We start from the raw sequence: 13,284 nt of genomic DNA, 5'->3' as shown, positions 1-13,284 counted from the left end.
TCTCGATGCAATGTGTAGCCGCGACAGCACTCAGTAGTAGCGGAGAAAGACTTGCGACGCCTCGGGCAAGGTATTAGCGGGTTCGATGAATCCCATCGACTCATAAAAGGCCCGCTGACTCGCAGAAACGCCGGTAATGAGCGCTCGAACCATGAGCGGAAATGGTTCAAAGACTGCCTCGACAAGCGCTTTGCCAATGCCGCGCCGTTGATGGGCTGGATTCACGGCAAGACTTTGCAGGAAACATATCGATACTTTGTCCGAAATGACACGGGCCAAGCCAACTAACTCGCCGTCGTCCATTGCCCGGACGATGGGCGTCGAATTTTCCAAAGCTTCACCAAGTTTGTTGGGAGCGTGGTCAAAGGCGTGTCAGTCAACCGAATGATAGAGCGCGAGGACGTCGTCGACGTCGAGGTCGGTAGCGCTTACTATCTCGATACTGAGCATGGCGCAAGCCTATCTATCCAATACGGATAGCTGCACCTAGGTGACTGAGTCGGTCACGGTAATTCGGATGCTACGGACGCGCTCGGCAACTTCAGCGAGGGTTTTGGCTTTGGGATCGGGCACGTCCATGAACTCAAGTTGATTGAGTTTGGCTAATCGGTGCAGAACGGGTTCGTCGATCAATAGCGATGCCATGGTCCGGTCACCGCCGAGCAGTACATATTCCACGCCGTCCGCGGGCAATAATGCGGCGTGCCCGGCGACCGCCTCGATCATGGCGTCCGCTTGATTGGCACGCCGTCGAGCAAATCGTTGTTGGGACCAGCCGCCAGCAGCGGTTCGTGATTGCACATAACGGCTGCCCACTTTGGACGCTATTACTTTGCCATCGCGGCAAATGCCGACGGCGTAGCCGCCCCGACGAATGAGCAAGACCGCAACGGTTCGCGACTGGCTGGCCAACGACGTCAATCTTGAAAGGGCGTCATCGCCGCGGCCAGGTCTGCCGTCAACGGGCCACGGCGGCGTCAACAGCGCGCTTGTACCGTCCGGAGTGGTGATATGCAGCGCGGATAGTGGATCAGTCTCCGTAAGAACTGGCGTGCCGTGCGAAAGGCCAAATCTCTCCACCCAGCCAACCAACCTAGTGGCCGGCACCCAAGCGGTGCGGATAGCGGGCGATTTCGTCGGGCTCATATTGTCCACGCTACCGGGTAGGTTGGTGTGGTGAGTGATCTGTTCGATTTTGACGACGACGATGCTGGGGCGCAGCCAGCTGGTCGAGCCCGAGCTAGGGCACCTTTGGCGGTGCGAATGCGCCCGCGCAACCTTGACGAGGTTCTTGGCCAGCAGCATCTACTTGGTGAAGGGTCGCCGCTGCGCCGGCTCTCCGCGGCGGCTAATGATTCGGCGGCTGGTCCGACATCTTTGATTCTTTGGGGCCCGCCAGGCACTGGAAAGACCACGTTGGCGCATGTCATTGCGCGCGGCCCAGGTCGGTCATTTGTTGAGCTTTCAGCAATCACCGCCGGCGTCAAGGACGTACGAAAGGTGATGGACGACGCGCTGACAGCTAGTGACCTCCATGGCCGAACGACGGTACTTTTCCTTGACGAAATTCATCGGTTTACCAAAGCACAGCAAGATGCACTGCTGCCTGGCGTGGAGAACCGTTGGGTGGTTCTGGTCGCAGCGACTACTGAAAATCCGTCATTCTCCGTAGTTGCGCCGTTGCTTTCGCGGTCTCTGCTGTTGACTTTGCAACCGCTGACCGACGCTGATATTCGCGCGCTGATTGTGCGGGCGGTCATTGATCCGCGCGGTCTAGATGGTTCTTTGGAACTTAGTGATGATGCTTTAGACCATTTGGTCCGGTTGGCTTCAGGGGATGCACGGCGGGCGCTGACAACTTTGGAGGCGGCCGCTGGCGTTGCTCTTGAGCGGATGGAAAAAGCTGGCGCTGGCGAGCAGAGCACGCCGACGTTGGAACTAGTCGATGCGGAACGAGCCATTGACGCTGCGGCAGTGCGATATGACCGGGCAGGGGATCAGCATTATGACGTGATTAGCGCGTTCATAAAGTCGATTAGGGGCTCGGACGTCGATGCCTCGTTGCACTATCTGGCCAGAATGCTTGAGGCAGGTGAAGATCCGCGTTTCATTTCGCGTCGGTTGATTATTTCAGCCAGTGAGGATGTGGGAATGGCAGATCCCACTGCATTGCAAACGGCGGTAGCTGCCGCTCAAGCCGTGCAATTGATCGGGATGCCAGAAGGAAGAATTATCTTGGCTGAAGCGGTAGTCCATTTGGCAACCGCGCCAAAATCAAATGCTTCGTACAGGGGAATCAACTCGGCAATTGCAGATATTCGTGCTGGCAAAGGCACCATCATTCCACCGGCATTGCGCGATGCTCATTACCCCGGTTCTCAGCAGCTTGGCCATGGCAAGGGATACATCTATTCGCACGATGAGCCGCACGGCGTGGCGACGCAACAGTATCCACCGGACGATTTGGTGGGCCGGAATTATTATGAGCCCTCGGCCAACGGTATGGAGCGCGACATCTCGGTCCGGCTTGAGCGGTTGCGGGCAATCATTCGTGGCAACTAGGCACTTCTACATAACATAATGAATCCTGCGGCAGGAGCCAAGAAGCGATGGGTTTGATGCCTCACCGGGCTGTAACGATGCCCGAAAGGGTCTTGGACGAGAACATGTTCGAGGGTTTCCAACTCGGCGAGGTAGCGATCGACGGCGCCCAGACTCAAAGGATGCGCCACGGAGCCTACTGATTGAACGGTCCAAGGCAAGGAAAACCGTGCTGGTTTAGCCTCGAGTTGCAGAGCTTCGAATAATCCGTTGAGTAAGGAAAGCGTGCTTGCCGGTGGCAAGCGATGTAGTGGGTAGGATTGCGGCCGTAGTTTTTGCGCGCGAAGCCAAGCTTGACGCAGCGAGGGGAAATCCACGCGTCCGTGTGGCCGACCGAAAACCAGGACCCGATCAGCATCCAGGGCCAAGCTATGGGCCATACCACCGCGATCAACGATGATGACAGCCTCAGCAGGATATTCATAATAAGCCAATAGCGTTTCAGTATTAGCGTGGTAGGTAAACTAACCGGCATCGCTCAAGGAGACATAGTCAAGGAAGTCACTTGGCGGTTAATTCTGTCTCCAGCTCACCTGACCGATCTGCGGATTGATAGATGCCGGCCGGTATTTGAAGGGTCATATCTTCATTAGGGACCCGGTTCGAGCTCCGTGGAAGCAGATTTATGAGTTTTATACGCTGGACGGCAAGATCTTTAATGTTTTGCTTATTCGAAGGTTATTTCGCGGCGCGAATATTCGGGGTCCGGTTAACCAAAGCGCCAGTTATTCGCTAGCTACTGCCGAATGCTAAGATGGTTGCTGCGCTGTTTGCAGATTCGTTTGCTGACGGTTGCGCAACTGGCAAGCCCCGGCTCCAGCCTCGCAATATTTCCCAAATCATTTTGGCGATGCGAGTATGCCCGGTGGCTGTAGCAGTGGGTCGTAGCAGCCCAAACTCTCCGCGATGGAGGCCAGAACTTATTCTGCTGCTGAAAATTGGAAGGACACCGTGGCTAACAACACACGTGCCCGCCGGACGGTTCGCATCTCGCGCGCCCTCGGCATTGCTTTGACTCCTAAGGCCGCCAAGTACCTCGAGCGCCGTCCGTACGGCCCGGGCGAGCATGGTCGTGCCCGTAAGAAGCAGGACTCCGACTACGCCGTTCGTCTGCGCGAAAAGCAGCGTTTGCGCGCTCAGTATGGCATCCGCGAAGCTCAGATGACTCGCGTCTTCGAAGAAGCTCGTCGCACCAAGGGCCTGACCGGTGAGAACTTGGTTGAGCTGTTGGAAATGCGTTTGGACGCTTTGGTTTTGCGTGCGGGCTTCGCTCGTACCATCGCCCAGGCTCGCCAGCTTGTTGTGCACCGTCACATCATGGTTGATGGCGCCCGCGTCGATCGTCCGTCATTCCGAGTTGGCGAGGGCCAGCTCATCCACGTGCACCCGCGCAGCGAAGTTATGGCTCCGCTTCAGGTTGCCGCTGCTGGCGCGCACCGGGACGTGCTGCCTGCTGTTCCGGGTTACCTGGACGTGAAGTTGGAAGGCCTCCAGGCTCGCTTGGTTCGCCGTCCGAAGCGTACTGAAGTTCCCGTGACCTGCGAAGAGCAGCTCGTGGTGGAATTCTACGCACGCTAAGTAATACTTTCAGTTTCAACACAGAAGCCCGCGACAGTTGTCGCGGGCTTCTGTGTTTCTTGTTGCTGAACAGCTGGAGTCGGGGTTATTGGACGGAGCCGCCAAAATTTCAGCGGCTCCGTCCAATAACCCCGACTCCAGCGTGGATCAGGGTGAGCTCCGGTTCACCTTTGCCCGGTATATGTCGGTAAGGTACTTCTCAGGAAACTTGTACAACAATTCGAGGAGGCACCATGTCAGGTGGCGACATCGCCGGACTCATTGCGGCGGGAGTGTTCGCAATTCTGGTAGCGATCATCGCTGTTCCGGTGTTTAAGCTCGGCAAGGTATTTGACGAGTTATCCGGCACGATTCGATCGATCAGCGAAGGTACGACGCCGTTGATCGATGAGGTCACGGCTACCGTGAGCACCACGAACGAGCAGTTAAAAAAGGTCGATGGAATGACCTCAAACGTCTCCGATGCGACAGCCAACATCTCGGCTTTGTCGTCGCTAATCGCCGCTACCGTGGGTTCGCCGCTGATCAAAGTTGCAGCCTTTTCCTATGGTGTGAGGCAAGCGTTCGCGGAGCGTAAAAGTTCCAGCACTCGAGGCGCTAGCCACGGCAAACGTAGTCGTTGAACCGACGGATCTGACGCCGCTAGGGCGGCGTTCGGCAAGGAAGCGGGAACCATGATCAAAAAAATCTTCTGGCTTGGCCTTGGCGTCACTATTGGTGTCATTGCGGTACGGAAGCTAAGCCAAGCGCAACAATCGATTGGGCCAGCAGGCTTGAATCGGGCGGTAGGCCGGTTGAGCGATAGCGTGCATGATTTTGCAGACACGGTCAGATTTGGCATGGTCCAGCGTGAGGGCGAACTTCGCACCGCATTGGGCTTGGACGAGAAAAACTAAGAAATCTAGAAGGGCATTTAAGCACAATATGAAAACGCAGGACATCGCCCAGCGCTGGCTCGACTTCTTCGCCGCCAAAGGACATACCGTTGTGCCCTCGGCGTCCCTAATTTCAGCGGATCCGTCGATCCTTTTCAACATTGCCGGAATGGTGCCCTTCGTTCCGTACCTCAGCGGCCGGGAAAAGGCACCCTACGACCGTGCGACTAGCGTGCAAAAGTGCATTCGAACCGCTGATATCGATGAGGTCGGCAAGACCGTCCGGCACGGCACCTTTTTCCAAATGTGTGGCAATTTCTCCTTCGGCGACTACTTCAAAGAAGGCGCGATCACCTTCGCCTGGGAGCTTTTAACGAGCTCGATTGCTGACGGTGGATACGGCCTGGATCCATCCCGTCTATGGGCCACTGTCTATGTGGATGGTACAGAAAAAGATGAGGAAGCTCGCGCAATTTGGCGCGACAAGATCGGCATCCCTGAAGAACGTATTCAGGGCACTGGTAAGGCTGACAACTTTTGGAGCACCGGGCAGCCTGGGCCGGGTGGGCCCTGTTCAGAGATCTATTACGACCTGGGCGCCAAGTATGGCCAAGAAGGTGGCCCGATTGTCGATGAGACTCGGTACATCGAAATCTGGAATCTTGTCTTCATGCAGTACCAGCTCTCTGCCGTACGCAGCAAAACTGATTTTGACATTGCCGGTGATTTGCCAAACCGAAATATTGATACCGGCTTGGGCCTGGAGCGCCTAGCGATGATCCTGCAGGGCGTAGAGAATCTCTACGAAACGGATCAGGTTCGTCCAGTTCTCGACGCCGCAGCGGAACTCGCCGGGAAAGACTACACTTCAACGGTTGATCCAGCGGACCCACATCATGCCGACGACGTTCGGTTGCGCGTGGTTGCCGACCATATCCGTTCAGCCTTGATGCTGATCGCTGATGGCGTCGCGCCATCAAATGAAGGTCGCGGATATGTCCTTCGGCGACTGATTCGACGTGCCGTTCGGGCAATGCGGCTAATGGGCGTTGAGAAGCCGTGTCTGCCAGCGCTCTTGCCCGTCTCTCGTGAGGCGATGAAGGGCTTTTATCCTGCGGTTGAAGAAGACTTCGAGCGCATCAGTCGCATCGCGTATGCCGAAGAGAAGTCATTCTTGCGCACCATTGCGTCCGGCACGGCGCGTCTGGACGAGGCCGTAACGGAGTCGAAAGCAAAAAACCAGCCGCTTTCTGGCGCAGAAGCTTTTGCTTTGCACGACACTTATGGATTTCCCATTGACCTGACCCTAGAAATGGCTGCTGAGGCCGGCCTTGCCGTTGACGAGACCGGATTCCGAGCGCTGATGCTGGAACAGCGTCAGCGCGCGCAGGCTGATTCACGCGAGAAGAAGAGTGGACACGCCGATCTGAGTGCATTCAATGAACTTTTGGCACAAGGTCAGACCGTTTTCACCGGCTACTCGGAGCTTGACGGCGAGTCTGCAATTCGTGGTTTACTGTCTGGTGGCCAGCCGATTGCCAAAGCAAGTCAAGGGCAAGAGATCGAACTTGTGTTGGCTGAGACCCCGTTCTATGCCGAGGCTGGTGGCCAGGCGGCTGATACCGGTCTGATTAGCGGTGACGGCTTCGTGATTGAAGTTTTGGACGTTCAGCGGCCGGTCAAGGACCTTAGCGTGCATAAGGCCATCGTGCGTGAAGGCGAAGTGGCAATCGGAGCCTCCGTGCGTGCTGCTGTTGATCGGGAACGCCGGCACGCTGCCGAACAGGCGCATACCGGTACGCACATCGTGCACGCCGCTTTGCACCAAATCCTGGGCCCAGAGGCCTTGCAGCGTGGTTCCTTCAATAAAGCCGGCTACTTGCGCTTCGACTTTGCTTGGGGCGAGGGGCTCAGCACTGCGACCCGCTCGGAGATTGAAGAAGTCGCCAATATTGCGATTCGTAATAATTATTCGGTGCAGACCACTGAGATGCCGATCGATGAGGCCAAAGCGCTGGGCGCAATGGCATTGTTTGGCGAGAACTACGGCAGTCGAGTCCGGGTTGTGGAGATTGATGGTGCCTGGTCGCGGGAGCTGTGCGGTGGTACGCACGTCGACACCACCTCGCGCATTGGTAGCTTGACGTTACTCGGCGAACAATCAGTCGGTTATGGAAATCGACGCGTTGAAGCGTTTGTTGGTATGGATGCCTTCCGACACTTGGCAGCTGAACGTGCGCTGGTTTCTGAACTCACCGAGATCATGAAAGTACCGTCAACACAATTAGCGGACCGAATCGGTGCCACCTTGGCAAAATTGCGCGCTACCGAGAAAGAGCTAGATCGGTTACGTAAGGCTCAGCTCACAGCGGCGGCTGGCGAATTGACGACCAAGGCGCAGCAAGTTGGCAAAACCCGTTTGCTTACCCACGACGTCGGTCAGATTGGCGGCGCGGACGAATTGCGTTCGCTTGCGCTTGACCTTCGTGAGCGCCTTGGTTCTGAGGCCGCTGTTGTGGCCCTGACCGGTGAATCCAACGATCGCCCCATGGTCTTGGTGGCCACTAATGAGGCCGCTCGTGCAGCGGGAGTCAAGGCTGGCGCTTTAGTGAAACTGGCCGCGGGTGTTCTTGGCGGCGGCGGTGGGGGCAAGGATGACGTCGCGCAAGGCGGCGGCAGCAATGTCGGCCAGATTCCTGCGGCGTTGGCTGCGATCAACCAGGCTGTGGCGGCACTTTGACCGAGCAGCCGCAACTCCGACGGGGTGTGCGACTCGGCGTCGACGTGGGCACAGTCCGCGTCGGCGTCGCGGTCTGCGATCCAGACGGAATTTTGGCAACGCCGTTACGGGCGGTGCAGCGCGACGCCAAGCGGAATTCAGATCTGCGAATCATTGTCAAAGAGGCGCTAGAACGTGATGCAATCACGATTTATGTGGGCCTGCCGCAAACCTTGCGAGGCACCGAGAGCGGTTCAGCGGAGCTAGCTAGAGCAATTGCTGGGCAATTAGCCGATTTATTGGTGCAATCCGATTCAGCGGCGGAAGTCCGTTTGATTGATGAACGTCTGAGTTCGGTGAGTGCCCACCAACAGCTCCGGTCGGCTGGCATGGCAGGCCGTGAGCAACGTAAGGTAATAGATCAAGTAGCAGCTGCTGGCATCTTGCAGCACGCTTTGGAGATGGAAAAGTCCAGAGGTTGCGCAGCGGGGGAGACTGTCGCAGCTGGGCCGAACAGCGCAATTTAGCGCAGTTTGGCTGCAATGGACAGTGAGGAAAGCATCATCGATATTTGCATCGACGCGGCCGGAATTGGGTGATGAACCCGATATTTCCGGACGAGCACGGTGAACAGTCGCACCTTGAGGACTCCGCACACAAGGTAAAGACGGCTGAATATTTGCCTTCTCGGCGGCAACGTAGAACTTCTCGGAAAGTTCGACGCCGCCGTCGCACGGTAGTGATGATCTTGGTCATTGCTGTTTTCGCGGTTGCCGGAATCGTTGCCTTCCAAGCGCTCAAGCCGGCGCTGAATTTCGATCCAGCCAAGGACTATCCAGGGCCAGGCCAAGGTGAAGTCATCTACACTTTGCCCGAAGGTGCTACGGCGCGAACCGTTGCGAGCGATCTGTTGGGCCAGGATGTTGTAGGCAGCGAGGGCGCTTTCCTGGATGCGCTAAGTGCGGCAAACGGCGCGGCGAGCTTGCAGCCCGGAAGCTATCCGTTCAAGAAACAGATGAAGGCTACCGATGTAGTCAAGGTATTGCTCACACCAAGCCAAGAAAAAGTGCATTACGCGCCGATCGCGCAGAACTTGCGCCAAGATCAAGTCTTTGCTGCTCTGGCGAAGGCCACCAAACTCCCGGTAACTCAATTTAGCGAGTTGGCTAAGACCCCGGTCGCGTTCGGCCTACCCAGCCAGGCGCCGTCGTTAGAGGGCTATTTGGCCCCTGGCGAATATAAGTTCCCCACTGACGCCACGGCGCTGCAGATATTGACCAAGATGATCCAGACCACCAAAGATGAGCTAAAGGCAACCGGTATCACCGATCCGGCTGATCAGTTCAGAGTATTGACGATTGCCAGCATCATTGAGGCCGAAGGCAATGAGCAAAACTATCCGATGATTTCTGGGGCAATTGAAAATCGCTTGAAGAACCTTGGCGCAGAAACTGGTGGCCGGCTCGAATCGGATGCAACTGTCGCTTACGGACTTGGGGTGAAGACCTACAACATCACTTCGGCACAGAAACTTGATAAGAGCAATCCCTATAACACCTTTGCCAAAGCAGGGCTTCCAGTCGGTCCAATTGGCTCGCCTAAGGTCAAAGCAATTGAAGCCGCAGCCCATCCGCAGTCAAATCCGTACTATTTCTGGGTAACCGTCAATTTGGACACCGGGGAGACGCTTTATGCTGCGACGCTGGCCGAGCACAATCTGAATGTTGCAAAGTATCAAGCCTGGTGTCAAGCGAATGAAGGCAAATGCAGTTAAAAGCTGCCGTGATCGGGCATCCGATCGCGCACTCGAAATCACCAGCGTTACATCGCGCAGCCTATGAGCTCCTAGGCGCGAATATTAGCTATCAGCTCGTTGATCTAGCACCGGGAAAATTAGCTGAATTCGTAAACCGTGTGCGCGCCGAAGGCGACTGGGCTGGGGTGTCAGTCACGATGCCGCATAAGGCCGCAATGCTGGCGCTGGTCGATGAGATCGATCAAAATGTTCGCTCGCTCGGGGTGCTCAATACTGTGGTGGTGGACCAACCGAGCGGCAAATTACGCGCCATGAATACCGATGTTGCGGGCATCGTCCATGCCTTGGCTCAGGCGGGACTGAGTCAGCTCCATCGCGGCAGCGTACTTGGCGGTGGCGGAACTGCCTTGGCAGCGCTGGCGGCTCTGAAGCAAATAGGGGCTTTGGCAGCCACGGTCTATCTGCGCGATAAAATTAAGAGTACTGAGCTGAACGCATTCGCGGCCTCCGCGGGGCTTATCTTGGCGGTTCGAAGTTTTGACGAGTTAGTAGATGGCTTTGAGCCAGCTGAACTTTTGATCAGTACCTTGCCGCCGAAAGCTGCCGATTCATTGGTCCCGTTACTCGTTGATGCGGCGCCGATGCTTCTTGATGTGGCTTATGACCCATGGCCCAGTTCACTTGCCCAGGCCTTTACGCAACGTGGTGGCGTGGTTGTTTCTGGCTTGGAGATGCTGATGTATCAAGCTGTGCAACAGGTTGCAGCTTTTACCAGGCAAGATCTTCGCGGGCGAGTCGATGTCATCAATGTGATGTGTGACTCAATTGGCCTCCCGAGAAGGTAACCAACGCTGAGTGCGGGCTGTGTTAATGGCAGGATGGACTCTATGTTGCGTTGGCTCACCGCGGGTGAATCCCATGGCCCGGCACTGACCGGGATCATCGAAGGACTTCCGGCCGGTATCGAAATTAGCACTGAAGAAGTGCGGTTAGCTTTGGCGCGTCGTCGCTTAGGCTACGGCCGTGGTGCTCGAATGAAATTCGAACAGGACGAGGTAAACCTCTTGGGTGGGGTCCGGCATGGACGAACTCAAGGCGGACCGGTGGCCATCACGGTAGGAAACACCGAGTGGTCCAAATGGGAACAGATCATGTCCGCGGATGCTGTCGACGCCGCTGAGCTCGAAGGGCAAGCGCGAAACGCGCCTTTGACCCGGCCCAGACCTGGGCACGCGGATTTCACCGGTATGCAGAAGTATGGCTTTGACGAAGCTCGTCCGGTCTTGGAACGCGCCAGTGCGCGGGAGACAGCAATGCGAGTTGCCCTTGGCGCAGTCGCGGCCAAATTCCTAGCGCAGCTTGGTATCACTTTGGTGAGTCATACCGTTGCCGTGGGCACGGTAACCGGCCCTGATGACGCTGGATTACCCACTGCTGCGGACGTACCGAATCTAGATAGCGATCCTTTGCGCTGTTTCGACGCCGAAACGTCAGCGGCCATGGTCGCAGAGGTTGACCTGGCGCATAAAGAGGGCGAGACTCTGGGCGGCGTTGTTGAAGTGATTGCTTATGGTTTGCCGCCGGGACTGGGCAGTTATGTGCATTGGGATCGTCGACTCGATTCCCGGTTGGCCGGGGCGTTGATGGGTATTCAAGCCATCAAGGTGGTTGAAATTGGCGATGGCTTCCGCACTGCGCAACGACGTGGCTCGGTAGCGCATGACGAAATTGTCAAAGACGCCGCAGGACGCATTCGTCGCACTAGTAACCGTGCGGGCGGCCTTGAAGGCGGCATGAGTATCGGAGACCCGGTACGCGTGCGCGCAGCTATGAAGCCGATCGCTACAGTTCCCCGTGCGCTCAAAACGGTGGACGTAGCTACCGGTGAAGCAGCAAAGGCCCATCATCAACGCTCGGATGTCTGTGCAGTGCCCGCAGCGGGCGTTGTGGCGGAAGCGATGGTAGCCCTGGTGCTGGCGGAAGCTGTCACGGAAAAATTCGGCGGAGATTCGCTGGCAGAAACGCATCGAAACCTGAATAGCTATTTGGCCGCCATCCCGGAATCACTGCGGTCGCAGCCGCTGTGATTGAACCGAGCTCCGAGCGCACGATTGTGCTGATTGGTCCGATGGCGGTAGGAAAGACGACCATAGGTACTGAACTTGCCGCGCTTACTGGGCGTGACTTTGCTGATTCCGATCAAGTGTTCGAAGCTAAGAGTGGCAAAATCTCGCAGGTATTTGCCTCGCGTGGCGAACAGTGGTTTAGGCAGCAAGAAGCTCGCATTATTGCCGAACTCATCGGCGGGGATAAACCTTTGGTGCTCTCGGTAGGTGGCGGTGCGGTTCTTGACTCGGGGACCCAACAACTGTTGGCGAAGGCCACCGTGGTGTTTCTGGAAGCGGACCTTGAGACGGTACGCGAACGAATTGTCCGTAGTTCAAGCCGCCCGCTACTGAACGCCACCGGCGTCGATCCTTTGAAAAAATGGTTGCAACTATTTTCGGATCGAGAACTTGTCTACCGCAAGCTCGCGGATTTGACCCTCGATGTTCGTCACGGCACGCCGCAGGAGCTTGCGAGCACGTTGAAAGAACTTATTTGGCCGGTTGCAAAACCTCACCAAAAAGATCAGATAGCAGAGGAATCCCTGTGAGTGATACGCACACCGTTATCAAAGTGACCGGTGCCCAGCCCGCCGAAAACTACGACGTCGTTGTCGGTCGTGGGCTGCTTGGAAAACTACCTGAGATCTTGGGCGAACGGGTACGCCGGGTCTTAGTGGTTCATCCTCGAGCGCTTCGAATGACGGGAGACTCGGTTCGTGGCGATCTGGCTGCCGCGGGTTTAACCGCGGTAACCGCAGAAATCCCGGATGCTGAAGAGGGTAAACACATCCAGGTGGCGGCTTTCTGCTGGCAAGTTCTGGGTCAAAATGACTTCACTCGCTCGGATGCCATTGTGTCGGTTGGTGGTGGCGCGGTCAGCGACCTAGCCGGTTTTGTGGCGGCTACCTGGCTTCGTGGCGTAAAGGTTGTCCATTTGCCCACCAGCCTCTTGGGCATGGTCGATGCTGCCGTGGGCGGCAAGACTGGTATCAACACCGCAGAAGGTAAAAACTTAGTCGGTTCATTCCATCCGCCGGCTGCCGTGCTTGCAGATCTGGATGCACTAGCGACGTTGCCGGTCAATGAACTGATCTCGGGGATGGCCGAAGTGGTGAAATGCGGTTTCATCGCTGATCCAGTGATTCTAGACATCATTGAAAATCAGCCAGATGCGGTTAAAGACCCGAACTCCGCTGCGCTACGCGAATTGATTGAGCGCGCTATTGCCGTTAAAGCAGTGGTCGTTTCTGCTGATCTCAAAGAATCTGGTCAGCGCGAATTTTTGAATTACGGGCATACGCTCGGTCATGCCATTGAATTGGTTGAACGCTATTCTTGGCGGCACGGTGCCGCGGTTTCGGTGGGGATGATGTTTGCCGCTGAACTTGCACGCAGCGTCGGCAGGCTCTCAGATGAAGCTGCCGACCGGCATCGGAGCGTCCTGGAAGGTCTGGGACTGCCCACTAGCTATCGCCGAGACCGGTGGCAAGGATTGCTTGATGGAATGCGCCGAGACAAGAAATCTCGTGGTGACCTCTTGCGGTTTGTTGTCTTGGACAGCATCGGTAAACCCGGAATTCTCGATGTTCCGGACACTTCGCTGCTTTTTGCCGCGTATCAAGAAATTGCCGAGTAGGCGGCAGGAGA

At 56.5% G+C, this 13,284-nt stretch carries 13 protein-coding genes and 1 pseudogene; 11 read left to right on the top strand and 3 right to left on the bottom strand.

All coding sequences use genetic code 11. The features are described 5' to 3' along the window. Window positions 1-30: 30 nt before the first annotated feature. Together RSAL33209_RS08780 and RSAL33209_RS08775 are read right to left on the bottom strand one after the other, a co-directional pair. Window positions 31-342: pseudogene (locus tag RSAL33209_RS08780) on the bottom strand (GNAT family N-acetyltransferase); the annotation flags it as partial. Between the two features lie 144 nt (window positions 343-486). After that, the gene (locus tag RSAL33209_RS08775) at window positions 487-1,146 is read right to left on the bottom strand and encodes an acVLRF1 family peptidyl-tRNA hydrolase (RefSeq protein WP_012245389.1); all 660 of its coding nucleotides are present in this window, start codon (window positions 1,144-1,146) and stop codon (window positions 487-489) included. Window positions 1,147-1,176: 30 nt separating this feature from the next. Here RSAL33209_RS08775 and RSAL33209_RS08770 point away from each other — a divergent pair, with 30 nt between their 5' ends. Then, the gene (locus tag RSAL33209_RS08770; protein ID WP_041684620.1) at window positions 1,177-2,562 is read left to right on the top strand and encodes a replication-associated recombination protein A; all 1,386 of its coding nucleotides are present in this window, start codon (window positions 1,177-1,179) and stop codon (window positions 2,560-2,562) included. Here RSAL33209_RS08770 and RSAL33209_RS08765 read toward each other — a convergent pair. Next, window positions 2,559-3,035, bottom strand: coding sequence for a hypothetical protein (locus tag RSAL33209_RS08765; protein ID WP_012245387.1), 477 nt, complete (start codon window positions 3,033-3,035; stop codon window positions 2,559-2,561). The two genes, RSAL33209_RS08770 and RSAL33209_RS08765, sit on opposite strands and share 4 nt — an antisense overlap. Window positions 3,036-3,552: 517 nt before the next feature. Between RSAL33209_RS08765 and rpsD the strand changes: the two genes are divergently transcribed. From rpsD to aroB, 10 genes are all read left to right on the top strand, one after another. Next, complete coding sequence (rpsD, locus tag RSAL33209_RS08760; RefSeq protein ID WP_041685480.1) at window positions 3,553-4,179, top strand: 30S ribosomal protein S4; 627 nt, start codon at window positions 3,553-3,555, stop codon at window positions 4,177-4,179. A 233-nt stretch (window positions 4,180-4,412) separates the two neighbouring features. Next, window positions 4,413-4,802 carry a DUF948 domain-containing protein gene (locus RSAL33209_RS08755; protein WP_012245384.1) on the top strand — a complete coding sequence of 130 codons (390 nt, stop codon included), beginning with the start codon at window positions 4,413-4,415 and terminating at the stop codon, window positions 4,800-4,802. A 51-nt stretch (window positions 4,803-4,853) separates the two neighbouring features. Then, window positions 4,854-5,075 carry a hypothetical protein gene (locus RSAL33209_RS08750; protein ID WP_012245383.1) on the top strand — a complete coding sequence of 74 codons (222 nt, stop codon included), beginning with the start codon at window positions 4,854-4,856 and terminating at the stop codon, window positions 5,073-5,075. Window positions 5,076-5,103: 28 nt separating this feature from the next. Further along, window positions 5,104-7,794 (top strand): alanine--tRNA ligase, encoded by a 2,691-nt coding sequence (gene alaS, locus RSAL33209_RS08745; protein ID WP_012245382.1) that lies wholly within the window; start codon window positions 5,104-5,106, stop codon window positions 7,792-7,794. Beyond that, on the top strand, window positions 7,791-8,300 hold the full coding sequence (gene ruvX / locus RSAL33209_RS08740) for a Holliday junction resolvase RuvX (protein WP_012245381.1): 510 nt from the start codon (window positions 7,791-7,793) through the stop codon (window positions 8,298-8,300). The genes alaS and ruvX overlap by 4 nt, the downstream gene beginning before the upstream one ends. 71 nt (window positions 8,301-8,371) lie before the next feature. Further along, the gene (gene mltG, locus RSAL33209_RS08735; protein ID WP_080503797.1) at window positions 8,372-9,547 is read left to right on the top strand and encodes an endolytic transglycosylase MltG; all 1,176 of its coding nucleotides are present in this window, start codon (window positions 8,372-8,374) and stop codon (window positions 9,545-9,547) included. After that, window positions 9,538-10,374 carry a shikimate dehydrogenase gene (locus tag RSAL33209_RS08730; RefSeq protein ID WP_012245379.1) on the top strand — a complete coding sequence of 279 codons (837 nt, stop codon included), beginning with the start codon at window positions 9,538-9,540 and terminating at the stop codon, window positions 10,372-10,374. Before mltG ends, RSAL33209_RS08730 begins: the two co-directional genes overlap by 10 nt. A gap of 42 nt (window positions 10,375-10,416) precedes the next feature. Beyond that, entirely contained in the window at window positions 10,417-11,616 is a 1,200-nt protein-coding gene (gene aroC / locus RSAL33209_RS08725; RefSeq protein ID WP_041684619.1) for a chorismate synthase, read from the top strand. Next, window positions 11,613-12,185 carry a shikimate kinase gene (locus RSAL33209_RS08720; protein ID WP_012245377.1) on the top strand — a complete coding sequence of 191 codons (573 nt, stop codon included), beginning with the start codon at window positions 11,613-11,615 and terminating at the stop codon, window positions 12,183-12,185. The genes aroC and RSAL33209_RS08720 overlap by 4 nt, the downstream gene beginning before the upstream one ends. Continuing rightward, window positions 12,182-13,273, top strand: a complete 1,092-nt coding sequence (gene aroB, locus RSAL33209_RS08715) for a 3-dehydroquinate synthase (protein WP_041684618.1) — start codon at window positions 12,182-12,184, stop codon at window positions 13,271-13,273. The genes RSAL33209_RS08720 and aroB overlap by 4 nt, the downstream gene beginning before the upstream one ends. Window positions 13,274-13,284 lie beyond the last annotated feature (11 nt).

The sequence above is a fragment of the Renibacterium salmoninarum ATCC 33209 genome, from assembly GCF_000018885.1.
Taxonomy (GTDB): Bacteria; Actinomycetota; Actinomycetes; order Actinomycetales; family Micrococcaceae; genus Renibacterium; species Renibacterium salmoninarum.
Note: the sequence above shows the minus strand (reverse complement) of the source record. Positions and strands in the feature narration are given on the sequence as shown.